General features: G+C 69.4%; 23 protein-coding genes. 15 read left to right on the top strand and 8 right to left on the bottom strand.

The features are described from left to right. Positions 1–51: 51 nt before the first annotated feature. Positions 52–657, bottom strand: coding sequence for a TetR/AcrR family transcriptional regulator (locus ACSHWB_RS32715; RefSeq protein WP_439657136.1), 606 nt, complete (start codon positions 655–657; stop codon positions 52–54). 63 nt (positions 658–720) lie between these two features. Here ACSHWB_RS32715 and ACSHWB_RS32710 point away from each other — a divergent pair, with 63 nt between their 5' ends. From ACSHWB_RS32710 to ACSHWB_RS32700, 3 genes are all read left to right on the top strand, one after another. Beyond that, complete coding sequence (locus ACSHWB_RS32710) at positions 721–1,629, top strand: oxidoreductase (RefSeq protein ID WP_439657135.1); 909 nt, start codon at positions 721–723, stop codon at positions 1,627–1,629. Then, complete coding sequence (locus tag ACSHWB_RS32705) at positions 1,626–3,119, top strand: carboxylesterase/lipase family protein (RefSeq protein WP_439657134.1); 1,494 nt, start codon at positions 1,626–1,628, stop codon at positions 3,117–3,119. Before ACSHWB_RS32710 ends, ACSHWB_RS32705 begins: the two co-directional genes overlap by 4 nt. Positions 3,120–3,233: 114 nt before the next feature. After that, entirely contained in the window at positions 3,234–3,419 is a 186-nt protein-coding gene (locus ACSHWB_RS32700) for a hypothetical protein (RefSeq protein WP_439657133.1), read from the top strand. A 52-nt stretch (positions 3,420–3,471) separates the two neighbouring features. On the opposite strand, the gene ACSHWB_RS32695 is transcribed toward ACSHWB_RS32700, so the two are convergent. Then, on the bottom strand, positions 3,472–4,698 hold the full coding sequence (locus ACSHWB_RS32695) for an amidohydrolase family protein (RefSeq protein WP_439657132.1): 1,227 nt from the start codon (positions 4,696–4,698) through the stop codon (positions 3,472–3,474). Positions 4,699–4,812: 114 nt separating this feature from the next. Here ACSHWB_RS32695 and ACSHWB_RS32690 point away from each other — a divergent pair, with 114 nt between their 5' ends. Together ACSHWB_RS32690 and ACSHWB_RS32685 are read left to right on the top strand one after the other, a co-directional pair. Next, a complete protein-coding gene (locus ACSHWB_RS32690) occupies positions 4,813–5,307 on the top strand; it encodes a MarR family winged helix-turn-helix transcriptional regulator (protein ID WP_439657131.1) in 495 nt (164 codons plus the stop codon). A gap of 364 nt (positions 5,308–5,671) precedes the next feature. Further along, positions 5,672–6,166 (top strand): hypothetical protein, encoded by a 495-nt coding sequence (locus ACSHWB_RS32685; RefSeq protein WP_439657130.1) that lies wholly within the window; start codon positions 5,672–5,674, stop codon positions 6,164–6,166. 4 nt (positions 6,167–6,170) lie between these two features. Here ACSHWB_RS32685 and ACSHWB_RS32680 read toward each other — a convergent pair whose 3' ends face one another. Next, complete coding sequence (locus tag ACSHWB_RS32680) at positions 6,171–7,184, bottom strand: TolB family protein (protein ID WP_439657129.1); 1,014 nt, start codon at positions 7,182–7,184, stop codon at positions 6,171–6,173. A gap of 267 nt (positions 7,185–7,451) precedes the next feature. Here ACSHWB_RS32680 and ACSHWB_RS32675 point away from each other — a divergent pair, with 267 nt between their 5' ends. Further along, positions 7,452–9,053 (top strand): PucR family transcriptional regulator, encoded by a 1,602-nt coding sequence (locus tag ACSHWB_RS32675; protein WP_439657128.1) that lies wholly within the window; start codon positions 7,452–7,454, stop codon positions 9,051–9,053. Here ACSHWB_RS32675 and ACSHWB_RS32670 read toward each other — a convergent pair. Then, entirely contained in the window at positions 8,974–9,867 is an 894-nt protein-coding gene (locus ACSHWB_RS32670; RefSeq protein WP_439657127.1) for a LysR family transcriptional regulator, read from the bottom strand. The genes ACSHWB_RS32675 and ACSHWB_RS32670 overlap by 80 nt on opposite strands. 69 nt (positions 9,868–9,936) lie before the next feature. On the opposite strand from ACSHWB_RS32670, the gene ACSHWB_RS32665 reads away from it, so the two are divergent. Then, on the top strand, positions 9,937–10,527 hold the full coding sequence (locus tag ACSHWB_RS32665; protein ID WP_439657126.1) for a short chain dehydrogenase: 591 nt from the start codon (positions 9,937–9,939) through the stop codon (positions 10,525–10,527). On the opposite strand, the gene ACSHWB_RS32660 is transcribed toward ACSHWB_RS32665, so the two are convergent. Continuing rightward, the gene (locus ACSHWB_RS32660) at positions 10,515–11,096 is read right to left on the bottom strand and encodes a TetR/AcrR family transcriptional regulator (RefSeq protein WP_439657125.1); all 582 of its coding nucleotides are present in this window, start codon (positions 11,094–11,096) and stop codon (positions 10,515–10,517) included. The two genes, ACSHWB_RS32665 and ACSHWB_RS32660, sit on opposite strands and share 13 nt — an antisense overlap. A 103-nt stretch (positions 11,097–11,199) precedes the next feature. On the opposite strand from ACSHWB_RS32660, the gene ACSHWB_RS32655 reads away from it, so the two are divergent. From ACSHWB_RS32655 to ACSHWB_RS32640, 4 genes are all read left to right on the top strand, one after another. Further along, the gene (locus ACSHWB_RS32655; protein WP_439664713.1) at positions 11,200–12,723 is read left to right on the top strand and encodes an MDR family MFS transporter; all 1,524 of its coding nucleotides are present in this window, start codon (positions 11,200–11,202) and stop codon (positions 12,721–12,723) included. 13 nt (positions 12,724–12,736) lie between these two features. Then, positions 12,737–13,222: a universal stress protein gene (locus ACSHWB_RS32650; protein ID WP_439657124.1), complete on the top strand. Its 486-nt coding sequence runs from the start codon at positions 12,737–12,739 to the stop codon at positions 13,220–13,222. Positions 13,223–13,471: 249 nt separating this feature from the next. After that, positions 13,472–15,601 carry a hypothetical protein gene (locus ACSHWB_RS32645; RefSeq protein ID WP_439657123.1) on the top strand — a complete coding sequence of 710 codons (2,130 nt, stop codon included), beginning with the start codon at positions 13,472–13,474 and terminating at the stop codon, positions 15,599–15,601. A 25-nt stretch (positions 15,602–15,626) separates the two neighbouring features. Then, positions 15,627–17,927, top strand: a complete 2,301-nt coding sequence (locus ACSHWB_RS32640; RefSeq protein ID WP_439657122.1) for a glycoside hydrolase family 95 protein — start codon at positions 15,627–15,629, stop codon at positions 17,925–17,927. A gap of 250 nt (positions 17,928–18,177) precedes the next feature. Here the strand turns inward: ACSHWB_RS32640 and ACSHWB_RS32635 are convergent, their stop codons facing one another. Next, on the bottom strand, positions 18,178–19,194 hold the full coding sequence (locus ACSHWB_RS32635) for a LacI family DNA-binding transcriptional regulator (RefSeq protein ID WP_439657121.1): 1,017 nt from the start codon (positions 19,192–19,194) through the stop codon (positions 18,178–18,180). 99 nt (positions 19,195–19,293) lie between these two features. On the opposite strand from ACSHWB_RS32635, the gene ACSHWB_RS32630 reads away from it, so the two are divergent. From ACSHWB_RS32630 to ACSHWB_RS32620, 3 genes are all read left to right on the top strand, one after another. Then, positions 19,294–21,150 carry a discoidin domain-containing protein gene (locus ACSHWB_RS32630; RefSeq protein ID WP_439657120.1) on the top strand — a complete coding sequence of 619 codons (1,857 nt, stop codon included), beginning with the start codon at positions 19,294–19,296 and terminating at the stop codon, positions 21,148–21,150. A 43-nt stretch (positions 21,151–21,193) separates the two neighbouring features. Next, a complete protein-coding gene (locus ACSHWB_RS32625) occupies positions 21,194–23,008 on the top strand; it encodes a ricin-type beta-trefoil lectin domain protein (RefSeq protein WP_439657119.1) in 1,815 nt (604 codons plus the stop codon). 90 nt (positions 23,009–23,098) lie between these two features. After that, positions 23,099–23,224 (top strand): hypothetical protein, encoded by a 126-nt coding sequence (locus ACSHWB_RS32620; RefSeq protein WP_439657118.1) that lies wholly within the window; start codon positions 23,099–23,101, stop codon positions 23,222–23,224. A gap of 7 nt (positions 23,225–23,231) precedes the next feature. On the opposite strand, the gene ACSHWB_RS32615 is transcribed toward ACSHWB_RS32620, so the two are convergent. After that, entirely contained in the window at positions 23,232–23,507 is a 276-nt protein-coding gene (locus ACSHWB_RS32615; protein ID WP_439657117.1) for a hypothetical protein, read from the bottom strand. A gap of 8 nt (positions 23,508–23,515) precedes the next feature. Further along, positions 23,516–24,346, bottom strand: coding sequence for a DUF6292 family protein (locus tag ACSHWB_RS32610; RefSeq protein WP_439657116.1), 831 nt, complete (start codon positions 24,344–24,346; stop codon positions 23,516–23,518). 294 nt (positions 24,347–24,640) lie between these two features. Here ACSHWB_RS32610 and ACSHWB_RS32605 point away from each other — a divergent pair, with 294 nt between their 5' ends. Continuing rightward, positions 24,641–25,375 (top strand): spermidine synthase, encoded by a 735-nt coding sequence (locus tag ACSHWB_RS32605; RefSeq protein WP_439657115.1) that lies wholly within the window; start codon positions 24,641–24,643, stop codon positions 25,373–25,375. The last annotated feature ends 17 nt before the right edge of the window (positions 25,376–25,392 follow it).

Below are 25,392 nucleotides of genomic sequence, written 5' to 3'. Positions count from 1 at the left end.
GCCTCAGGAACCCAGGGCCGCACTCGTGCGCTCGCCCGCGTCGGCAAGTCGTCATTCGAGTGGGCTGGCGCCTCGGAGGAACTGCGTCACAGCGGTTTCGACGATCGCGTCGAGCAGTTCCGGTTTGACGATGTTGCCGTTGATGAGCGAGGCGATGCCCTGCAGGGTTGCGAACAGGACGATTCCGATCCGCTCGGGGTCGCCTGCCTGCAGGGCGCCCTCCGCCTGTCCCTGGAGGATCAGGTCGTTCATGAGACCGAACGGCCCTTCGGCAGCCTTCATGAGCCGCGTCGCATCCGGCCGGTGTTTGCTGGTGTACATCAGCTCGACGAGCGCGGCGTTCTCAGTGGCGAACCGGGTGTACGCAGTCATCGTTTCGCGGACGCGCGCGGAGAAGTCGCCGTCCGTACCGGTCATCGCGGTGCGGAGGGCCGCGTCGAGGCGGGCGAATCCGTTCTCCGCCAGGGCGTCGAGCAGGGTCTGACGGTTCGGGAAGTGCCGGTGCGGTGCGGCGTGGCTGACGCCGAGCTCCCTGGCCAGATCGCGCAGCGCCAGCTTGTCCGCCCCGGACTCGCGCAGACCGCGCTCGGCCGCTTCGAGCAACGCGGTGCGCAGGTTGCCGTGGTGGTAGGGCCGCTCGTCAGTCGCTCCGGGCATGGGCCGATCCTAGCAGTCAAGTTTCCCTTGCCAACATTGTTGACGCTGCCTACTATGTTGGCCATGACAACATTCACTTCCTCGGACGTTCCCTCGCAGACGGGGCGCACCTTCGTCATCACCGGCGCGAACAGCGGAATCGGCCGCGTTGCCGCCCGCACGCTCGCAGCCCAGGGCGCGCACGTGGTGCTCGCCGTTCGTGATCTCGCCAAGGGACATGCGGCCGCGGCCACGATGGCCGGCCACGTCGAGACCCGGCGGCTCGACCTCTCGGACCTGGCCTCGATCCGCGCGTTCGCCGAGGGCCTGGACGGGCCCGTGGACGTGCTGATCAACAACGCCGGTGTCATGATTCCGCCGTTCGCCCGCACCGCCGACGGTTTCGAGCTGCAGTTCGGCACGAACCACCTGGGGCACTTCGCGTTGACGAACCTGCTGCTGCCGCAGATCAGGGACCGGGTCGTCACGGTGTCGTCCAACGGGCACAAGATGGGTTCGATCGAGTTCGACGACCTCAACTGGGAGCACAGGCCCTATCGGGCGATGCCCGCCTACGCTCAGTCCAAGCTCGCCAACCTGCTGTTCACCGCGGAACTGCAGCGACGTTTGACCGAGGCCGGCTCACCGGTGATCTCGACTGCCGCGCATCCCGGCATGGCGGCCACGAACCTACTCAAGCCCGGCAGCCGGAAAGGGCTGCGCAACGCCGTGGAGAACGCGGTGACGAAGCTCTTCGCGCAGAGCGAAGAGGATGGCGCCCTGCCGACGCTTTTCGCGGCTGTGGCGGATGTTCCGGGTGACAGCTACGCGGGCCCGAGCGGGTTCATGGAGGGCCGGGGTGCCCCAGCGCTGGTCGGCCGCTCGCACAAGGCGCAGGACAGCGACGTGGCACGCCGCCTGTGGGAGGTCTCCGAACAGCTGACCGCGGTCGGCTTTCCCCTCCGGTCCGTCCAGGCCGGAGCGAACAGGTGAGCCGGGTCCGGACCGAGTACGGCGTCGTCGAAGGCGTCGAGAGCGACGGGCTGCACCTGTTCCGCAACGTTCCGTTCGCCGCCGCGCCGTTCGGCGTCCGGCGCTTCCGCCCGCCCTCGGCACCCGAGCCGTGGGACGGCGTTCGCGACGGGACCAGACCAGGACCGGCAGCTCCTCAGCCGGCGGGGCAGGGTCTGTTCGGCACCGTCTACGCCCCGCCGAGCACGGGTGAGGACTGCCTCACCGTGGAGGTGTGCACGCCCGATCCCGGTGCCGCAGGTCTGCCGGTGATGGTGCACATCCACGGCGGTGCCTACGTCTTCGGCGCGGGATCGGCACCGGGCTATCGCGGGCAGACCTTCGCAAGGCACGGGATCGTGCACGTCGGCATCAACTACCGGCTCGGCATCGAGGGCTTCCTCTACCTGGGCGACGGTGCGGACAACCTCGGACTGCGTGACCAGATCGCCGCTCTGGAGTGGGTGCACCGCAACATCGCCGCCTTCGGAGGCGACCCGGGACAGGTCACGATCTTCGGCCAGTCCGGCGGCGCGGTCAGCGTGTTCAACCACCTGGCGATGCCGGGCTCTCGCGGGTTGTTCGCGCGTGCGATCGCGCAGAGCGGACACCCTGCCGCGACGGTCGAACCCGACGAGGCGATGCGGACAACCCGGCAGATCGCACGCAGTCTGCGCGTCCCGGCGACCGCTGAGGGGCTCCGCGACGTCCCGATCGCACGGACCGTGGCGGCGACGGAATCGGCGCTGGCACGCTTCGGCAGGAAGATCGTCGTGGGAGACGCGCGTGCACTCCTGCTGAGTCCCTTCCGGGCGGTGCACGGCACCGAGTCACTTCCGGTCTCTTGTGGACAGCTCGCGAAAACCGCTGGGGCGTCGGAGGTTCCGTTGATGACCGGCACCGTGCGCAACGAGGCCGTGGAAATCGTGACCATGGTGTCCAGCAGCGCCTGGCTGGCTCCACTGGTCCGCCGCGGGCTGGGTTCGGCCATCGGCATCGATCGCGCGTTGCGCGACGCCTACCGGAACGGGCCGCGCCGCATCACCGATGCCTCCGCTCTGGTCGAGGCGTCCTGGACGGACTGGGCGTTCCGCATGCCCACCCTCCGCCTCGCGGCCGCCCGGACGGCGCCGACGTGGATCTACGAGTTCCACTGGCAGGCCGACTCCCGTCTCCCGCTGCTCGGCGCGTCGCACGGCATCGACCTGTGCTTCGTCCGCGACGACGTGGCGCTCGTGGCAGCGGCCGGCGAGGACGGCAGGGAACTGCTCGGCGCACACCAGCCGCACGACCTCGCGACCGCGATGCACGCCGCGTGGGTTCAGTTCGCCAAGTCCGGCGATCCCGGCTGGCCCCGCTACAAACCCCGCGGGCGGGCAACCATGGTGTTCGACACCCGTTCGGCCCTCGTACCGGATGCGGCGGGCGCGGAACGTCGTGCATGGCAGAACCGTGAGCTGCACGGGATGTGACGCGCCCCCACCCTCTGGATCGCGGTGGCTTGGCGCGGTTGCGCAGCGCGGCGTGACCACCGAAGTCGAGCACGGCCAGGCACGGACAAGGATCATTCCTTCAGATCCTCAGCCATGAACGAGCGGGAAGCCCAAGAACTCCAGCTCGCGATCACGGGCCACCTACCCGGCCACGCGACGCCGCGCATCGTCCGCGACGTCCCGCACGCAGGCAAGCGGTGGGTCCACCAGCTCGCCGAATGTCACCGTGAGCCGGGCATTTCCCCGGCCGGCCAGAAGTGGTGGTCCGACCAGACCTGACAGGTCGCTCGACCGGAGAGCTCCAGCGGGTCTGGCGGCCGTAGCCGTGGGCTCACCGGACCAGGCCCAGTCGAGTTCCGCGGCGCCACACGGCACGGGTGTTGAGGGTGTCCGAGATCGTGGTGGTGGGGTCTCCGTCGACGAGGAGCAGGTCGGCGCGCAGGCCCTCGGCGATGCGGCCCCGGTCGGTCAGCGCGAAACGCCGGGCCGTCGTGGCCGTCGCGGCGCGCAGGGCCTGGGGCGGGGTGAGTCCGGCCCTCACCAGGTACTGCAGCTCGTGGTGGACGCTGGCGCCGTGGGCGAGGCCGCCGAGGAACGGCAGGGGAACGGAGGCGTCGGTGCCCACCAGGATGTCGACCCCGGCGTCGCTGAGCGCCTTGATGGTCGTCAGGACGTCCTCGATGTTGCCCTGCGGGTAGCAGTTGAAGCTGGAGCGCAGGGTCTTGTCCCAGTCCTCGTTCAACCGCGAGGCGACGCGCGGGTCGTCGGCGAGCTCGTCGCCGGTGACACCCGTCAGCGAGGCGTTGAGGACCGCGCAGGGGACCACGAACATGCCGGCGTCCTTGATCATGGAGACGATCTCGGCGTCGTGGGGCTCGACGAACAGGTGCGCCAAGCCGTCGATTCCGGCCTCCAGGGCCATCCTGGTGGCGTCGATGGTCAGCGTGTGGGCGACGGTGAGGGCGCCGTACTTCCTCGCCTCGGCCGCGCCCGCGTTCAGGGTGGCCTGGTCGATCATCGGCAGGCCCGGATGTCCCTCGACGCTGCCGTCGTCGATCATGAACTTGATGTAGTCCGAGCCGTGCGCGAGCAGCTTCGGGATGGATGCCGCCGCGCCCTCCGGGCTGGTGGCGTCCGGGTGGAACGGCGGTTCACCACTGGGCGGGCCCGCGGCGCCGCCAGGGTTGAAGCCCGGCGGGAAGAGCTCGCTCGGGTGCCCGCCGGGTGGAGTCAGGCCGAAGCCTGCCGAACGCACGTCTGCGACCGCGTCGTCCTGACTGGTACCGGCTCGCCGGGAGCGCGTGTTGGTGCCCTGCATCTCCAGTTCCGTGGTCACCCCGAAGCGCAACGCCAGTGCGAGAGAGTCCGGACTGCTGTGGACGTGCGCGTCGATCAACCCTGGCAGCAGGGTCGCGCCGGTCCCGTCGACCACGTCGGCGCCGGCGGGCACGTCTCCCCCTACTTGGACGATCTTCCCGTCCTCGATGGACACGGTGGTGACACCGAGGATCTTCTCGCCGTCGAAGACCTTCGCTCCGGTGATGGTGGTTGCGGTCATGACCTGCCTTGTCAGATGGGAGGCGTGCTGTCACAGCGAATCATATACCTCTAGGTATACGAATACCCAAAGGTATGTAGATGTGATGTGATTCGTAGTTGCTACAGTGGGCGGATGAGCACCACGTCTCCACGTGATGGAGCAGGCGAGGGCGAGAACCTGCTCGACCAGGTCGGGCCCGCGCTGTCACGTCTGCGCCGACGGACCTCCGGTGGACGTGGAGACCTCACCCGCAACCTTCTGCTGAACCTCGTCCACGAGTGTCCTGGCGAGATGACGGTCGGCGGGGTGGCCGCCGAGATGGGGGTCGCCCAGCCCGTCGCCAGCCGGACCGTGGCCGCGTGCATCGCGGACGGTCTGCTGAGGCGAGCCGTCTCCCAGGCGGACGGCCGCCGCACGGTCCTGGAGCTCACCGAGGCCGGCGAGGCCGAACGCGGCCGCTTCGCCTCCGAGCAGCGCGAGACCTTCGAACTCATCACGACCGCGTGGACGACCGCCGAACGAGACCAGTTCGCCCGGTTCCTGATCCGCTACAGCCAGGACAGCTCGGACTGGACGGCCCGGCAACGCCGCGAGAGCGGGCCCGGCGGTCCAGCCGCTGCGGAGTGATCCACCCGGCCGCGAGGCAGGCTCGCCGGCTTGTCGGCGTGGAGATCTCGCGCGGTGCCCGGCGAGACGCAAGCCATGAGAGCCCCACCGATGACACTGGCGGGCAGCCGCTGTGAACGAGCGACTCGCCGAGCACCTGGACCAGAGTCTGGCCGGACCCGCCCTGCGGCCCAGTCTCGAGCGGCCCCTTGGCGGAACGAACAGTCCGACGTGGACGACGGCAGCAAGCTCGGCAAGGGGATCTGCACGCATCGCGGGCTGAATCCTTGGCGTCGCTGCCGCTGCTCCCTCGCACCTCACGGCGCGCCTCGTCACGGTTCACACTGGATGCTTCTGGGCTGGCTCATCGAGTCTGGGGGCTCACATGCGGATTCCGGGACGTCGCCCGCGCCGAAGCGCGGCCGCGGCTACTGCGAACGAATCCGCCGCCGCGCATCTGGTTGCGCTGCGGTCGCTGCTGGAGGTGGCCACCCGTGCGGTCGAACTCCAGCCCGCCGCCGAGCAGGTCATCGGCGCCTGCGCACAGCCTGGCGACGTCCCGGCACAGGTGGCCCGCCGAGGCGGCCGGGTCGCGTCCGACTACTGCCGGCTGCACGGATGGGCGCTGGACCTCATCGGCGACACCGACCGCGCCTCACTGGAGTTCCGGGTGACCCAGCTGCTGCACTACCACTCCGAGATGATCGACACGTGCCTCAAGCTCGCCTTCCCGAAGTTCCGCAGCCCCAGACTCGAACAACGGCGGCTGGCGTTGCACGGACTCGGCGAGCCGGCACGCACCCTGCGCGACGCCCAGGCGGCGCTTGCCCTGTGGATCTCCGAACTCGAACGGACCGACGGCGTCGACCCGCCACGCTGACGGGTCATGGGACCTTCTGCACGCTGATCGGGTACTCGACGTAGGCGATGCGGCGGGTGTCCGGGGACCAGCTGTTGACGTTGATCGTGCCCTGCCCTCCCTGCAGGGCGACGAGGGTTCGCGGAGCCGACTGCGGCAACGTCAGCAGCCGGAGCTCGACGGGCAGGTCGGCCGGGTGTCCGACGGTTCCGGCCGGATAGCTCAGGTAGGCGACGTGGGCGCCGTCGGGCGACGGATGCGGGAACCAGTTGGCCCGCTCGTCGCCGGTCAGTTGTTCCACCGTCCCGGACACCTCGTCCCGCCGGAACAACTGGGCGTGGCCGTCGACCGTCGACCGGAACTCGGAGTTGAAGTACAACGCCTTGCCGTCAGGCGAGAACTCCGGTCCGTCGGCGGGTGAGTAGCCGTCGCCGACCTGCACCTCGGCTCCCGTGCCGAGATCCAGGGTCCACAGGGCACGACGCCCCCACTCGTCGCCGTCCGCCATCTCCACCCCGACGTAGGTGAGGCGGCGGCCGTCCGGCGAGATGCCGTGCAGGAAGTGCCGGAAACACCGCTCCGGTTCCTTGTCGACCGTCACGCGCACGGCCTCGCCGCCGTTCCACGGCAACTGATAGAGATGACCGTCCACAGCGGACACGATGTGCCACAGGCCGTCCGGTGTGATGACGTGATCGTTGTTGACCGGAGGGAGACCGGTCGCCGGCACCGCCGTCGGTGTGCGGTCACCCTGCAGATCGACCAGGAGCAGCAACCCGTCCCCGTTGACCACCAGATGCCGGCCGTCCGGATGGAACTGCGGGGCTTCGATCAGCCGATCGGTGCTGCTCAGAACGAGCTCGGACTCCCCCGTGGCGACGTCGAGCACCCGGAGGTCGGCTCGCTGACCGGGAAGGAGCTCACGCCCCAAGGGGAGGTCCGCCGGCAACTCGACGCCACCGGTGGTGATCGTCGGTCGCTGACCGGCCTTTCCGGGCGCGTCGTTCTCCGCCCGGCCTTCTTGTTCCGTTGAGGACACGCCTTCAACCTTCCGCTCGTTGAGCACCTGAGTTCATGCGAACCGGACATCTTCGCCGCGTTGTCGACGTCGCCATGTGGAGATACCCCGTTCGACGATTGTGCAGCCATGACCGCCCGCAAGACCTCGGTGCGAGCGGCGACCTCCCACCAGGGCCTCGCGAACGGCACCTGACCAGCCTGAACACGCTGGTGCGCCAGTAGACTCCAATCATCGAGCACCGAACAGACAGCGGATTCCTCTGTAGACGGTTGGCGAGGTGGTGGTATGAGTCCGCGAACTGGCCTCACCCGCGTGCTGGACGACCTCGGCACCACGCTGATCGACCTCGTGCGCGGTGATCCGAGCCGCGCCAAGGACATCGGCGGGGTGGTGATCCACGACCCCGACGACGACCAGGCGCTGCCGCCGTCCGCGCTGGTGCTGGGCGTCGGTGTGCGGAACCCGGCGGAGATCCTCGGGCTGCTGGACGGGGCGGCGGCGCTGGTGCTGCGCGGCCCCGTCGTGGTCACGGACGAACTGGCCGCGGCCGTGGACCGCTCGGGTGTGGTCCTGCTCGGCCTGGCGCCGGGGGCGTCGTGGACGCAGCTCGCCGCGATGCTGCGGTCACTGCTGGCCGAAGGCGAGGTCGATCCGTCCGAGACGCTCGGCGGCGTGCCGGCCGGGGATCTGTTCGCCCTGGCCAACGCGGTCTCGTCGTTGATCAGCGCCCCGGTGACGATCGAGGACCGCAGCTCGCGCGTGCTCGCGTTCTCCGGGGGCCAGGACGAGGCCGACCCGTCGCGCGTCGAGACGATCCTGGGAAGGAAGGTCCCGGCGCGCTACACGCGGATGCTGGAGGCGCGCGGGGTGTTCCAGCGGCTCTACCGCAGCGATCAGGCCGTCTACATCGAGGGACTTCCCGCCGATGATGGTTCGCTGTGTCTGCCGCGCCTCGCTGTGGCGGTGCGCGCGGGCGACGAGTTCCTCGGTTCGATCTGGGCGGCTGTGCGCGGGCCGCTGTCCCCGGACAGTTCCGCCGCGTTCGGTGACGCGGCCAAGCTCGTGGCGTTGCACATGATGCGCCAGCGCGCGGGTGCCGATGTCGAACGCCGGTTGCGTGCTGATCTGGTCTCCACCGCTGTCGAGGGTGGCCAGGGGGCGGCGGAGGCGGTGCGGCGGCTGGGGCTGGCCGACCAGGCGTGTGTGGTGCTGGCGTTGGCGCTGGCCCACACGCACGGGGACGATCCGGCCGCGCACGCCCGGTTGCTGGCCGAACGCCAGCAGGTCGCTGACGCGCTCGCGATGCACCTGACAGCCGTGCATCCGCGCGCTGCCGCGGCGTTGATCGGCGATGTCGCCTACGCGATCCTGCCCGCCGAGTCGGAGGACCGGGCGTTGCGGATCGCCAAGGACTTCCGCAACCGCATCGGGCACCAGGTGCTGGTGGGTGTCGGCCAGGTGTCCGACGGCCTGACGTTGTCGCGTTCCCGGGCCGGTGCGGATCTGGTGCTGCGGGTGTTGCGGGCCGGGCGTGCGTCACTCGCGGTGGCGCGAGTGTCCGATGTGCACAGTGAGGGGTTGTTGCTGGAGCTGTCGGACCTGATCGCCGAACGCGGGGACACGCTGACCGGACCGGTCGCGCGGTTGATCGCGTACGACCGCAAGCACAGCGGCAACCTCGTGGAGACGCTCGGCGCGTGGCTCGACGCCTTCGGGGACGTGGTGGCCGCGTCAGCAGCGGTTTTCGTGCACCCCAACACGTTCCGCTATCGGCTGCGGCGGCTGGCGGAGGTCGGGGAGATCGACCTCAGTGATCCGGACGCTCGGTTCGCGGCGATGCTGCAGTTGCGGCTGTGGCGGCCAGATGGCGCCGCGCCAGCGCGATGAACTCGTCGATGGACGGGTGCGCCGCCGGTGCCGCCCACGCCAGCCGCACGGTGATCGGCTCGGCGTCGGTCAGCGGCAGGTAGGTGACGCCGGGATGCGGGTTGTGGTGGCTGCTCCCGGCCGCCGTGACGCCGACGGTCGTGCCGGTCGCGATCGACGTGAGCCACTCGACCACGCCGGGCACGTCCACGGTCCGCGGGCGGGCACTGGACGGCCAGAGGTCGGCGCCGGTCGTCGCCGCCGTCTCGCACACCGCGACGCACTCGCCGGTCAGGTCGGTGAGCGTCAGCGTGTCACGTGCCGCGAGCGGGTGGTCGTCCGCGACGGCCGCGACCCGGGGTTCGTCGAGCAACGCCACGTGGCCGATGTCCGCGCCGGCCGGTTCGGTGCGCAGGACCGCCACGTCCGCCTCGCCACGCCTCAGCGCCGCCTCCGGGTCGTCGGAGCGGCGGATCTGCACGCGCACGTCCGGGTGTTCGGCGCGCCATTCCCGCAGGAACGGGATGGTGTACTCGCCGAGCGCGGCCCAGGCGAAGGTCAGCCGGAGCGGCTGGGGCTGCGCGGCCTCGGCCAGCGCCGTGTCGAGCGAGGTCAGGATGCGGTGGCTGTGCTCCCACAGCCGTTGGCCGGGTTCGGTCAGCGCGACGTGACGGGTCGTGCGTTCCACGAGGCGCACGCCCAGACGCCGTTCCAACTGGTCGAGCGTGCGCGAGAGAGCGGGCTGCGTGACGTGCAACGACTGCGCGGCGGCCGTGATCGAACGGTGGTCGCCGATCGCGGCGAGCGCTCGCAGGTGACGCAGCTCGACATTCATAACCGCCGATCATAAGTGCTGCACGAACGGCATTTCACTCCCGTTCGGAGCGGTCCTAGCGTCGACGGCATGAGGATTCTGCTCGTTGGAGCCACCGGCAAGCTGGGTACCGCCGTGCACCAGGTGCTCACCGAACGCAAGCACGACGTCGTGACCGTCTCCCGCACCGGAGGGGACCTGCAGTACGACGTGACCGACCCGGCCCAGGTGGCCGATCTCTACCAGACCGTCGGCCAGGTCGACGCCGTCGCCTCCGCCGCAGGACACGTGCCGTTCAAGCCGTTCGGCGAGCTGACGATCGCGGACTACCAGGCAGGGGTGACCGGGAAGATCCTGTCCCAGGTCGCGCTGGTCCGCGAGGGGCTCGCGCACGTCACCGAGTCGTTCACGCTGATCACGGGCGTGCTGGCGCGCGAACCGATCGTCACCGGCGCGGCGGCCTCGCTGGTCAACGGCGCGGTGGAGGCGTTCGTGCGCGCTGCCGCCATCGAGATCGCCCCGCAGCGGATCAACGCCGTCAGCCCGACCGTCTTCACCGAGGCACTCGACGTGTACGGCGACTACTTCCCCGGCATGAAGCCCGTGCCGCTGGCCGACGTGGCACAGGCGTACATCCGCTCGATCGAGGGACGGCAGACCGGGCAGGTCTACGTGCCCTGAACCGCGACGCGGCCCAGGAGGCGATCCACCAGTTCGGGCAGCTGTTGTTCGCCCGCTCCCTCCAGCCACAGCGCGATGCCCGTGCGGATCGTGGCGAGGAACGTCGCCGCCATCAGCCGGGCGACCTCCTCGTCCGGTTCGCGCAGCACCAGCACGGCGGTCAGGTCGCGTTCGAGCGCGACCTGGTCGCCTGCCTGACGTGCGATCAGGGACGGGTGCCGGCGCAACAGCCGCAGCTGGGCCATCCACTCCACGTCCGGCAGCGGCCGGTCGCGGTAGAGCTCCGCCGTCGACGCGCGCAGGGCCTGCCAGGCGCCCTCGTGCTCCGGCCGGGCCCCGACCAGCGCGACCAGCGCCCTGAACCGCTCGCGATCGGAGTCGAGAACGGCCTCTTCCTTGCTGGCGAAGTAGTTGGAGAACGTCCTGCGCGAGACCCCCGCCGCGTCCGCGATGTCCTCGACCGTCACCCCGTCGAGGCCGTGCTCCATCGCCAGCCGCAGCGCCGCCCCGGCCAGCGACCGTCTGGTCTCCGCCTTCTTGAGCTCGCGCCGGGTGGTGAGGGTCTCCATGGCGTTCAGCGTAGCCGGTGTAAGTTGCTCATTGCGCAAATTTGCACGACGCGCAAGAATTAGGGTGACGAAGGGGCGGGATGTGAAGATCGAGACTCAGGCGATGGGGCACCGGCAGGTGCTGGAGTCGCTGTCCGGACTGCTGCTCGCGCTGTTCGTGGCCATGGTCAGCTCCACGGTGGTGTCCACCGCGCTGCCGCGGATCATCGGCTCGCTGAACGGCACGCAGACGCAGTACACGTGGGTGGTCACGGCCACCCTGCTCACGGCGACGGCCACCACCCCGCTCTGGGGCAGGCTCGCCGACCTGTTCAACAAGAAGACGCTGGTCCAGGTCGCGATCGTGATCTTCGTGGCCGGGTCGCTGGTCGCGGGCTTCGCCCAGGACACCGGTCAGCTCATCGCCGCCCGCGCGTTCCAGGGCATCGGCGTCGGCGGCCTGCAGGCACTGGTGCAGGTCGTGATCGCCGCGATCATCCCGCCGCGCGAACGCGGCCGTTACAACGGTTACCTCGGCGCGGTCATGGCCGTGGCGACGGTCGGCGGCCCGCTGCTCGGCGGCCTCATCGTGGACGTGTCGTGGCTCGGCTGGCGCTGGTGCTTCTGGGTCGCCGTGCCGATCGCCGCGCTGGCGTTCGTCGTGCTGCAGGCGACGCTGAAGCTCGAGACCGTGCGCCGGGAGAACGTGAAGATCGACTACCTGGGCGCCGCGCTGATCGCCGCGGGCGTGAGCGTGCTGCTGATCTGGGTCTCGTTCGTCGGCAACTCGTTCGACTGGCTCTCGTGGCAGACCGGGGCCATGGTCGCGGGCGGGCTCGTGCTGCTCGGTGCCGCCGTCGCGGTCGAGCGGCGCGTCGAACAACCCGTGGTGCCACTGCACATCGTCGTCCAGCGGACCCCGGCGCTGGCCATCATCGCGAGCCTCTCCGTGGGCATGGCGATGTTCGGCGGCGCGGTGTTCCTCGGCCAGTACTTCCAGATCGGCCGCGGCTACTCCCCGACCGAGGCCGGCCTGCTGACCATCCCGCTGATGGCGGGCGTGCTGCTGTCGTCCACGATCTCCGGCCGGATGATCAGCCGCACCGGCAGGATCAAGCCGTACATCGTCGCGGGCACGATCATCCTGGTGCTGGGCTTCCTCGGCCTGGGCTTCGTCGACCACGCCACCGCGCTGTGGCTCGTCGGCATCGCGATGGCCGTCGTGGGCATCGGCGTCGGCATGACGATGCAGAACCTCGTGCTGGCCGTGCAGAACAGCGTCCCGTTGAGCGAACTGGGTGCCGCGAGCGCGTCCGTCACGTTCTTCCGCTCACTGGGCGGCACGATCGGCGTCTCGGTGCTCGGCGCCGTGCTCGCCAACCGCGTCACCGCCGACCTCTCCACCGCACTGCACGTGCCGGCGGGCCAGTCGACCGGCACCACCAGCGCGTTGAACCTCTCCGCACTCCCGCCCGAGGTCCAGACGATCGTGCACACCGTCTACGGCGACGCGACGGCGCACATCTTCCTGATCTCCGCGGCGGTCGGCGTGGTCGGCATCATCGCGGCACTGCTGCTCAAGCCGATCACGTTGCGCACCACGATCGATCTCGAGAAGAAGGAAGCAGACTCAGCGGTCGCGCGATAACCGAGGGGGAACCATGAGCGCCGGCCTGAACAACGCATTCCAGTCCACAGTGGACTCCTTCGGTCCCGCTCCCCTGCCGTCGTCGCGGACCATCCTGGTCGGGATCGACGGCTCCGACACCGCGATGCGCGCGACCGCCGCCGCGTTCGGCCTCGCCCGCCGCCAGGGGGCACGGCTGGTCGTCACGTTCGTGGCGTGCCACTCGTCCCTGGCGGCGCTGAGCCCCGCCGTCGCCTCCGTGTTCGAGCACGAGGCGACGGCCAGGCTGCACGCCGAGCTGATCGACCAGGTCCGGTCGTTCGCGGAGGAGCTGGAGGTGCCGGTGACGTTCGCGAAGGCGTTCGGCGACCCGTACACGGTGCTGCGCGACTCCGCGGACCAGTGCCAGGCCGACATGGTGATCGTCGGGGCCTCACAGCAGGCGGGGCACCGGTTCACGGGGTCGGTGGCGACGCGGCTGATCAGGTCGGGTCACTGGCCGGTGCTCGTGGTGCCCTGACCTCCACACCTCGGACGACATGAAGCCCGCACTCGACTGCCGAGTGCGGGCTTCGTCGCGTCTACCAGCTGTTTCGCCTGAACACAGGGCGTTGAGGTGACATGAGATCGACTTGTCTCGTTGTCATAGGTCGGAGCACTGTACGGTACGAGCGGGCGCAGGGATTTCTAAACTTAATTTAGTATTTATTCTTGACGCGATCGAGTGACCGAAGCATGCTTTGGCCACTCGACGACGAGAGGTACGGGTATGCCGAGAACCCTGCTGTCCGTGGCCACCATCGCTTTGGCGCTGCTGGCGCCCACGGCGGTCGCCGCTGCCGCACCGTCCGCCCCGACAGAACACGCGGGTGTCGACCAGGGCGCGCCGACCTACTACGACTCGGGCATCGCACGCACCCCGTACATGGGGTGGAACTCCTACTTCGCCGTTGGCGCGGCGTCGGAGGAGAAGGTGCTCGGGGTGGCTGACCATCTCGTCAGCAGCGGCCTCGCGAAGGCCGGCTACGACATCGTCTGGATCGACGGCGGGTGGAACGCGAGCCCGCCGCGCGACGGCAAGGGCTCGCTCGTGCCCGACCCGGCGCGGTTCCCGTCCGGGTTCACGAAGCTGGTGGACACGTTGCACGCCAAGGGGTTGAAGGCGGGCATCTACACCGACGCCGGGGCGTGGGACGGCAAGAACTGCGCCGCCGGCAGTGGTGGCGGGTACTACGAGGCGGACGCGAGGCAGTTCGCCGGGTGGAAGTTCGACGCCATCAAGATCGACTTCCTGTGCGGCATCGCGCAGAACATGGACCCGGCCGTCGCCTTCACGCAGTTCTCCGCAGCGGTGCAGAAGGCCGGGCGCAAGATGATCCTCAACCTCTGCAACCCGGTCACCGACGAGTGGGGCGTGCCGCACCGCTGGGACCAGACCGCGTACGTGGCCTACACGTACGGGCCGCGCGTCGGTGACTCGTGGCGCACCAGCACGGACGTCGCGTTCGGCACGCCGTACGAGGGCATCTGGCGTGACGTGCTGCGCAACATGGACCGCAACCTCTACCGGCCCGGCGCGCAGGGTCCCGGTCACTACAACGACCCGGACTACCTGATCCCGATGCGCAAGACCGAGCAGGGCACGTACGAGCTCAACGAGGAGGAGTCCACCTCGCAGCTCGTCATGTGGTCGGTGATGGCCTCGCCGCTGATCATCGGGTCGGACCCGCGCACGCTGCCGCCGTCGATGATCGAGACGCTGAAGAACCCCGAGATCATCGCGGTCGACCAGGACCCGCTGGCCATCCAGGGCGTGCGGGTCGCGGGCTCGAACAACGTCGACGTCTACAGCAAGGTGCTGTCCGGCAGGGGTGAGCGGGCCGTCGCGGTGCTCAACCGCAACGACCAGCCCGCCGAGTTCACCGTCAACCTCGCCGACACCGGCCTCAAGGGCGCCGTCGCGATCCGCGACCTGCGGGCCCGCGCCGACCGCGGCACGGCGACCGGCACCTACACCGTCACGGTTCCCGCACACGGCACCGCGTTCCTCAAGCTGCGCGGCGAGACGGCCGTGCCCGGCACCGACCTCGGTGGTGAGACCTCGGCCAGCCCGGCGCTGATCCGCTGGGACGACCAGAACATGGCGACGTTCGCCCGCGACAGGTCCGGCCGGCTCACGCAGCGTTCGCTGGTGAACGGCGAGTGGCGCAACTGGGTCGTGCTCGGCGGGCCGAAGAACGGCCAGATCCTCGGCCAGCCCTCGGCCTTCGCGAGCGCGGGCGGACGGATCGACCTCTTCGTCCGCGGCACCGACAACGTGGCCTACCAACGGACTTTCGCGAACAACAGGTGGGGCAACTGGACCTCGCTCGGCGGCTCGCTGACCGACTCCGTGTCGGTGGCGTTCACCGGACCGGACAGCTGGAGCGTGTTCGGCCGCGGCGCCGACGGTCGCGTGTGGACGCGCGACAAGGCGAACAGCACCTGGACCTCGGTCGGTTCGCCCGGCAACCAGCAGATCTACGGCAGGCCCTCCGCCGCGACGGTGGCAGCGGGCACGTTCGTCACCGTGCGACTGCAGGACGACTCCGCCTGGTACCGCAAGCGCACCGCGAACGGCTGGTCCGCGTGGACCTCGCTCGGCGGCGTGATCAGCGGCAGCCCGACTGCGGTGGCCAACGGCGACCGCGTCAACGTCTTCGTGCGCGGCAGCGACTACACGCTGTGGCAGCAGGACCTCGTCGACGGCGCGGGAACCTGGTGGACCAAGCGCGACCAGTTCGTCAGCAACGCGCTGACCGGCGCGGTCGGCGGAGCCGCGGGTGCGAACGGATCGACGTGGGTCGCCGTGCGCGGTCCGGACAACGCCGTGCACGTGTCCAGCCTCGACGCCCGCTGACCAGCCCTTCCAACGGAGTTCAACGATGACCTCACGTCGCAACTTCCTCAAAGCCACCGGCGCGCTGGGCCTGGGCGCCATGGTCCTGCCCACCTTCTCCGCCCACGCCGAGCCCTACCGGCCCACGTCCCACCCGCTCTCCCCCAACCCGACGACCCTCTGGTACCCCGCTCCCGCCGACGAGGCGAAGATCATCGAGCAAGGTCTGCCGATCGGCAACGGCCGCCTCGGCGCGCTCGTCGGCGGTGGCGTCGAGAAGGACTTCCTGTACCTGACCGACGTCACGCTGTGGACCGGCGAGCTCAACGACACCCTGGAGGGCGACGGCCAGCTGCCGTACGACTCCCGCTTCGGCACGTTCTCCATGCTCGCCAAGCTCTACATCGACATCCCAGGCCACGCGGGCGCCACGAACTACCGCCGCGAGCTCGACCTGAGCAACGGCCTCGTCACCACGAAGTACACCCACGGCGGCAAGCAGTACCGGCGCGAGATCTACTCGAGCCACCCGGACGACGTGGTGGTCGTCCGGCTCGTCGGCCCGAACCAGTCCGGCACCATCAACCTCGTCGGCGCACACGGCGAACCGACCGTCGGCGACGCGCCGCACACCGCCGCCGTCTTCACCGGCTCGTTCCCGAACAAGCTGGCGTACAGCGGTGTCGTGACGGCGTTCAGTCCTGATGGAACGGTCAAAGTGGACGGCGCGACCCTGTCGTTCACCGGCTGCTCGGACCTGGTGATCGTGTTCTCCGGCGGCACCAACTACGTCCCGGACGCCTCGGCCGGCTTCATGGACCCGCTGATGGAACCGGCGAAGCTCGCGCTGCAGAAGGCCGCCGTCAAAGCCAAGGCCGACGCCCTGCTGCGCACGCACGTCGCGGACTACCGCAAGAAGTACGACCGGCAGAAGGTCGACCTCGGCCGTTCCACCGACGCCCAGCGCGCGATGGACACGTGGACCCGGTTGCAGGCGAGGGCTTCGAGCACGACGCCGGACCCGGAGCTGGAGGCGAGCTACCTCCAGTTCGGCCGCTACCTCGCCATCACGGGCTCGCGCGACAACCTGCCGATCAACCTGCAGGGCCTGTGGCTGTCGAACAACAACCCCGACTGGTACAGCGACTACCACACCGACATCAACATCCAGATGAACTACTGGCTCGCGGACAGGGCCGCGCTGTCGGACACGTTCGACGCGCTCGCGAACTACTGCGTCGCCCAGCTGCCGGCGTGGACGAACACCACGCAGTCGGTGTTCCAGGACCCGCGCAACCGGTTCCGCAACACCAACAACCGCGTGGCCGGGTGGGCGATCGCCTTCTCCACCAACATCTACGGCGGCAGCGGCTGGTGGTGGCACCCCGGCGGCAACGCGTGGCTGTGCATGTCGTTGTTCGAGCACTACGAGTACACGCTCGACCGCGACTACCTGGCCAAGATCTACCCGTTGCTCAAGGGCGCCTGCGAGTTCTGGGAGGCACGCCTGGTCGAGACGCCGCAGGGCCTGGTCGACGACTACGACTGGTCGCCGGAGCACGGACCGCAGGACGCACGCGGCCTCACCTACGCGCAGGAGCTGGTGCACAACCTGTTCGGCAAGTACCGCATCGCGACCGACGTGCTGCGCCGCGACCAGTCCTACGGCCGCAAGATGTCGGGCCTGCGGGACAGGCTGTACCTGCCGGTGGTCAGCCCGAAGACCGGCATGCTGCAGGAGTGGATGTCGCCGGACGACCTGGGCGAGACCACCCACCGGCACCTGTCGCCGCTCGTCGGCTTCTTCCCCGGTGACCGCATCAACCGCGACGACTCCCCCGCCGCACTGATCGAGGGCGTGAAGCAGCACCTCGTCACCCGCGGCATGGAGAGCTTCGGCTGGGGCCTCGCGTGGCGGGCGGCGTGCTGGGCGCGGCTCAAGGACGCGAACAGGGCGTACGAGCTGGTGCAGAAGGTGATCCGGCCGTCGATCGACTACGCCAACGGCACGGCGCCGAACTTCTTCGACATGTACAGCTTCGGTGACCGTTCGATCTTCCAGATCGACGCGAACCTCGGCGCTCCGGCCGCGATGCTGGAGATGCTGCTGTACGCGCGGCCGGGCGTGATCGAGCTGCTGCCCGCGCTGCCGCCGGCGTGGAAGACCGGTTCGGTCACCGGGATCGGTGCGCGCGGCGGGTTCACCGTCGACCTGGCGTGGAAGGACGGCAAGGTCACCAGCGCGACCGTCCGCAGCGTCGGCGGCACGGACACCGAGGTGCGCTTCGGCCGTTGGAAGAAGCGGATCAGCCTGCGGAAGGGACAGTCGGTCACGCTTCGCCCGTGATATGGCCCGTTCGCGGTCACCAGCGTGGAATCGGCTGGTGACCGCGAACCTGACCTACGTGCGGTGCCCGCGCTCGTGGGCGGCCATGCGGTCACGGATAAACTCCGCTCTGAACATGACCTCGAACCTCCAGAACGAGCCGGACGGCACCCCACAGCTCTCACACCACTCCGCCTTCGGGCAGCCCCACGACATCGCGTCCTCCCTGACGCGGAGCGTGCCCTGGTTCCGCCGGGCCCCGTCCCGGCCGTCAGGAGCTCTGCAGCGCCGCGGTGGAGTCCCGCACCACCAGCGTCGTCGCCAGCTCTATGTGCAGCGCCTCGGGCCGATGCCCGTCCAGCACCCGCATCAGCTGCGTGACCGCGATGCTTCCCATCTCCTGCAACGGTTGCCGCACGGTCGTCAGCCGCGGGTTCGTGGCCTCGGCCAGGTCGATGTCGTCGAACCCGGTCACCGACAGGTCTTCCGGCACGCGCAGGCCCCGTTCCCGCGCGGCGTGCAAAGTACCGACGGCGACCTTGTCGTTGAAGCAGACGATCGCGGACGGGCGGGGCTCCAGGTCCAGCAGTTCCGCCGCCGCACGCGCACCGTGCGCGACGGTGGGTTCGACGTGGCGCAGGCGATCCGGTGTGAGCAGCACCCCCGCCTTGGCCAGGGACGCGCGGTGGCCGGCCAGGCGCGCGTCGCCCGCGAGCCACTCCTCAGGGCCTGCGATGACGGCGATGTCGCGGTGGCCCAGCTCGATGAGGTGGTCGGCCACGGCACGCGCGCCCGCGAAGTGGGCGGCTGACACGGAGGCGATGTCGGGCAGCGGCAGGATGCGCGGGTCGACCACGACGAACGGGTAGCCCGCGCGGGACAACGCGACCAGCTCGTCGCCCTCCTCCGGCGGCAGGATGAGGATCGCGGCGTCGACGTCGGCCTGGCCGGGCAGGCCGCGCAGCGCGTCGGAACCCTGGCCCGACTCCCCCGCGTCCAGCAGCATGCGCAGGCCGTGCAGTTTCAGCGTGTCCGCGATCGACGAGACGATCAACCCGAAGTAGTCCGTCAGGACGTACGGGCAGCGAACGTAGACCGTGCGCGTCCTCGACGCCACCACGTCCTGCTTGCGCCGTTCGACGGCCTGCAGGACCAGGTCACGGGTGCGCTGGGCGACGTTCACGTGATCGTTGAGCACGCGCGAGACGGTCGCGATCGAGACACCGGTCTCCGCCGCGATGTCCCGCAGGCTCGCACGCTGTTTCACGTTCTCGATCTTGCGTTCCACCTGGTCAATGTACCGGAAATCCTCTAGACCATTGACCCTCGACACAGGCGGGTGTTTCATCCTGGAAGCTGATGTTTCACAGTGATGAATGGGTGTTACATGAGACGTACCGCGATCGTCGCCCTGGTGATCGGCCTGACCGCCGTACCGACAGCAGAAGCGTCCAGCGCGCCCCAGGTGAGGGTGTGGGTGACCACGCCGGACCGCGCCGAGCTGATGCACGAACGGCCGCGCGTCACGTTCGGCACGACCGAGTCGGCGCACCCGACGATCGTGGTCGACCCCGACCGCCGCTACCAGGAGGTCGACGGCTTCGGCGCGTCCATCACGGACTCGTCCGCCGAGGTGCTCGCGGGCCTGGCCCCTGCCGTCCGCGCCGACACCCTGCGCAAGCTGTTCGACCCGAAGGACGGCATCGGCGTCAGCTTCCTGCGCCAGCCCGTCGGCTCGTCCGACTTCACGGCAGCGAAAGAGCACTACACCTATGACGACGTGCCGGCCGGGCAGACCGACTTCGCCCTCCAGCACTTCAGCATCCGGCACGACGAGGCGAAGATCCTTCCGTTGCTGCGTGAAGCGAAACGCCTCAACCCGCGGCTGAAGGTCATGGGCACGCCGTGGAGCCCGCCGGCGTGGATGAAGGACAACGACTCGCTCGTCGGCGGCAGGCTCAAGGACGACCCGAAGATCTACGACGCCTACGCGCGGTACCTCGTGAAGTTCGTGCAGGCGTACGCGAGGGCCGGGGTGCCGGTCGACTTCCTGTCCGTGCAGAACGAGCCGCAGAACCGCACGCCCGACGCCTACCCCGGCACGGACATGCCCGTCGCGGCGCAGATCAAGGTGATCGAGGCGCTCGGCCCGAAGCTCAAGCTGGCCAGCCCGCGCACCAAGATCCTGGGCTACGACCACAACTGGGCCACGCACCCCAACGACGGGTCGGCGGAGGCCGACTACCCGTACCAGATCCTGAACAGCAAGGCCGCGAAGTGGCTCGCCGGCACCGCGTACCACTGCTACTACGGCGACCCGAGCGCGCAGACCAAGCTCCGCGACACCTTCCCGGACAAGGGGATCTGGTTCACCGAGTGCTCCGGCTCCAAGGGCGCCACCGACCCGCCCGCCAAGGTCTTCAGCGACACGCTCCGCTGGCACGCCCGCAACGTCGTGCTCGGCACCACCCGCAACTGGGCCCGCAGCGCGGTCAACTGGAACATCGCGCTCGACAGCACCGGCGGCCCGCACAACGGCGGCTGCGGCACGTGCACCGGCCTGGTCACCGTGCAGCCGGACGGTTCCGTGGTCACCGACGCCGAGTACTACACGATCGGCCACCTCTCGAAGTTCGTGAAGCCCGGCGCGCGGCGGATCGCCAGCACGTCGTTCGGCACGACCGGCTGGAACGGCCAGATCATGGACGCCGCGTTCCGCAACCCGGACGGCTCCACGGCGCTGGTGGTGCACAACGAGAACGACGAGCCGCGTTCGTTCGCGGTCAACGTCGGCGACCGCACCTTCGAGTACACCCTGCCCGGTGGCGCGCTGGCCACGTTCACCTGGACCGGTCAGCACCGCAGCAGGCTCGACCTCGTGCCGCTGACCGGCGCCACCGCGTCCCCTGACGGCGCACTGGCGATCGACGACGACGCGTCGACCCGTTGGTCCAACAACGGTCCGCAGACTCCTGGCCAGTACCTGCAGGTGGATCTGGGGCGCCGCAGGGACTTCCGCCGCGTCGCCGTCGACTCCGGCGGCAACCTGGGTGACTACGCGCGGAGCTGGGAGCTCTCGGTCAGCGACAACGGCACGTCGTGGCGCAGGATCGCGTCCGGCGAGGGCGTCGGCCAGCTGACCACTGTGGACGTCCGCCGCACGAGCGCGCGCTACCTCCGCATCACGACCACCGCTGCCGCGGGCAACTGGTGGAGCATCGCCGATTTCCGTTTGTACAACTGAAGAACTGTTACTGGGCGCCCAAACCCCCTGCAAGGAGCGCTTGATGTCAAGGACGACAAAACGCTGGCGCGGTATCGCGATCGCGGCGGCCGTGGTGACGGCGGGAAGCACCCTGATCTCCCCCGCCGCCACCGCGGCGACGAACGCGAGCGTGTGGCTCACCACCGGTGACAAGACGAACGCCCTGACCAAACAGGCCGACGTGACGTTCGGCTCGGGTGGCACCGGGTCGACGATCACCGTGAACCCGAACTCCACCTTCCAGTCCATGGTGGGCTTCGGCGCCTCGTTCACCGACGCGGCGGCGTGGAACATCTTCAACTCGCCGCGCCGCAACGAGATCATGAACAACCTGTTCGACAAGAGCAGCGGCATCGGCATGAGCTTCCTCCGCCAGCCGATCGGCGCGAGCGACTTCTCCCGGAACTTCTACACCTACAACGACGGCGCGGCGGACCCGACGCTGTCGCGGTTCTCCACCGCGCACGACAACGCCTACGTCCTGCCGCTGCTGCAGCAGGCCAAGCAGCTCAACCCGCAGCTCGCCGTCATGGCGACGCCGTGGAGCGCGCCGGCGTGGATGAAGAACAACAACAGCCTCATCCAGGGCTCGCTGAACGACAGCCGGATCGGTGTCTACGCCGACTACCTGGTGAAGTTCGCGCAGGCGTACAAAGCGGCGGGCATCCCGATCGACTACCTGAGCGTGCAGAACGAGCCGAACTTCGAACCGCCGGGCTACCCCGGCATGAGGATGTCGGCGCAGCAGCAGGTCAACGTCATCAACACCCTGGTGCCGAAGCTGCGCGCGGCCGGTGAGCAGGCGCGTCTGCTGGGTTACGACCACAACTGGGACGACACGAACTACCCGCAGACCGTGAACAACGGCGCGGGCAACAACGTGATCGGCTCCGCGTGGCACTGCTACGGCGGCAACCCGAGCGGCCAGAGCGTCGTGAAGCAGAACCAGCCCGGCAAGGACATCTTCTTCACCGAGTGCTCCGGTACGAAGTCGGCCACCGACGCGGCGACGTTCCGCGACACGTTGCGCTGGCAGGGCATCAACCTCGCGATCGGCGCCACGCGCAACCACGCGCGGTCCGTCGCGATCTGGAACATGGCGCTGGACCAGAACAACGGCCCGGTGATCGGCAGCTGCACCAACTGCACCGGTGTCGTCTCGACCATCGGCTCCAACGTCACGTACAACGCCGAGTACTACGTCCTCGGCCACCTGTCGAAGTTCGTGCAGCCCGGCGCCGTCCGCATCGACTCGACCGGCTACGGCGAGGGCGGCATCCAGAACGTCGCGTTCCGCAACCCGGACGGCGGCATCGTGCTCGTCGCGCTGAACTCGGGCGGCCAGCAGAACTTCCGCGTCTCCTACGCGGGCCAGACGTTCGGTTACACCCTCCCGGCCGGCGCGATGGCGACGTTCACGTGGCCCGGCACGCTCGACCCCGGCCAGCCCGGCGGCCGCACCGGCGCGATCACGGGCCTGGGCGGCAAGTGCCTCGACGTCACCAACGGCTCGACCACGAACGGCACCCTGCCGCAGCTGTGGAGCTGCTTCGGCGGCCCGAACCAGACGTGGACCCTGAGCACCGACGGCACCGTGCGTGGCCTGGGCAAGTGCCTGGACGTGACCGGCAACGGCACGGCGGACGGGTCGACGGTCCAGCTGTGGGACTGCTTCGCCGGGCCGAACCAGCGGTGGACCGCCTCCAACGGAACATTGGTGAACGTCGGTAGCGGCAAGTGTCTCGACGTCATCGGCAACAACACGGCCGACGGGGCGAAACTGCAGATCTGGTCTTGCACGGGTGGGGCCAACCAGCGGTGGACCGTGCCCGCGTAGGTGATCGGAAGGCCGGTGCCCGGAGACGGCGGGCGCCGGCCTTTCCTCAGCGGACCGCTTGAGGTCATGGCGTACGGGTAACCGGGCGGCATGACCGAGCCGATGAACCCCGAAGCGCCGCACTCCCCCGGCACACCCAGCCTGGACGACCTCGACGTCGAGGAGCCCGAGGCGCCGCCGGAGGAGCCCTACGACCCCGCCGCACCGCCGGACTGACCTGCCGTCACGCGCGGGCGGGCACCGCGGTCCGGTGACCGGGCAGGAAGCCGCGCGCCGCCGTCAGCAACGTGCGCGCCTCCATCAGCTCGCCGTACTCCAGGTGCTCGTCGGCGGCCGCGACGTGCCTCAACGCCGCCGCGGGCGCCTCCGGAGCGTCCATCACGGCTTTCGCGAGGCGCTTCCGCGCCTTCTCGGCCTGCTCCGCGCGATCCCCTCCCGCCGTGACGCGCAGGAGTGCGAGGGCATCGCGGATCGCTCGGTCCAGCACGGTGGAATGCACGCCGCGCACTACGCGCCGCGCTGCAACGGCAGGAACCCGGCAACGTCGTCGCGCCCCAGCAGACTGTTGGTCCAGCGAACGACGGCGGCGGGCGCGGGCCGCGGGTCGCCGCCCATCCGGGCCACCTCCACGAGTTCGCCGAGACGGTTCTCGACGGCCACCGACCATCCGGCCAGCTCGTTCCACACCAGCGCCACGTAGTGCTCGGGGAAGTCGGGCAGCCGCCCGTCCAGCGCCACGTACGCGCCCACCCGCGGCTCGGCGTCGATGCACGAGCTGTCACCGCGGAGTCCGAGCCCCGTGACCACCTGGCGGACGTAGTGCCGCACCCGGCGGGCGGCGGAATCGTCGAAGTCGATGTCGAAGCCGATCTCGGACCCCATGTTCATGGCGCGCGGATACCCCCTCGGGGTCTGCCCAAACCCGGTCAGATCAGGCCCGCCCTGCATGGCGTACACCACAGCCTGCAGGCGGTTGCGCAGGCTCAGCCTGCTCATCACGCCCTGGATCACGTACTTCACGGTCCGCTCCGAGTAGCAGAGCACCGTCGCGATCTCCGCGACACCCAGACCGTCGGCCATCAGCCGCAGCACGTCCACCTCGCGGCGGGTCAGGCCCGCCCAGTTCACCCCGAGCGGCGCGATCGCCTCGCGTTGCAGCCGTTGCACGCGCTTGAGCAGGTCGCCTACCTGCGCCGGTGACATCACGTCGCCACCCGACGCCGCTATCCGCACGGCCGACGTGAGTTGTTCGGTCGTGGCGGCGGCGCGCGGCACGACGGCCACCACGTGGTGTTGCACGGCCGCGGCGAGCTCGGGTTCGGGGACGTCGTCCGCCACCAAGCACGACCGGGGTGGCGGACTCGGTGGCGGACCTGCGCAGCGCGGCCAGCACGGTGTCCGAGAGGCGGTCGGCCACCATGACGACGACGTCGGCCGCGCCGGACTCGAGCACCTCGAAGCGTTCCTCCAGCGCAAGGCTCAGCCTTCGCTGTTTCATCGTGTGAAAACCCCCTGGGAAACCATGTGTTGTACCGATCGCGAACGTAGCGATCTCCGCATGATTTCAAGAACGCTTCCACAGGCACTCTTGTTTGCCCATTCTTCCGGCGTCTCAACAGCCATCATGGACGGATGCGATTCGAGACCGTCGAACGACGCCGCGTGCGCTTCGGAATGGCCGACGTCGAACGGGACCGCGACCGCCAGGAAGCGTGGCTGATCAGCGTGGACGGCACGCCGCAGTCCTATGTGGACCTGCTGGACCCCGCCAGCCTGCCGTTCGACGTCATGCGCAGGGTCGCGGACGTGGTCGACGCCCTGCCGCCCGGTCCGGTGAACGCGCTGCACATCGGGGGTGCCGCGTGCAGCCTGCCGCGCTACGTCCAGCACACCCGCCGTGGCTCCGACCAGCTCGTCGTGGACTTCGACGGCGATCTGGTCGACCTGGTCAACGCCCATCTCCCGTTGCCGACGGGCATCTCGGTGCGGGTCGAGAACGGACTGGACACCATCCGTTCCGCGCGGGACCTCGACCTGATCGTCGTGGACGCGTTCGAAGGCGGTGCCATGCCGGAGGAGTTCGCGAGCGCGGAGTTCCACCGGCACGTCTCCGACGCGTTGACCGGCGACCGCACGTACATCGTGAACGTGCTCGACAAACCGGGTCTGTCCACGACCACCAGGCTGATCGACGCCATTGGTGACCAGTTCGGTGTCCCTTGGGTGATCGCCGATCTCGGTGTGCTCGCGGGAACGGGCAAGGGCAACGTGGTCCTCGTGTCGACACAGGCGGAGCTGCCGGTCGCGGAGCTCGAAGCCAGGGCCCGCGAAGCGCGTTTCCCCGCCTCGGTCTCGCTGGGACTGTGATCTCAATTGGCGGCCGG

Origin of the sequence: Lentzea sp. HUAS TT2 (genome assembly GCF_051853195.1) — a bacterium.
GTDB lineage: Bacteria > Actinomycetota > Actinomycetes > Mycobacteriales > Pseudonocardiaceae > Lentzea.
Note: the sequence above shows the minus strand (reverse complement) of the source record. Positions and strands in the feature narration are given on the sequence as shown.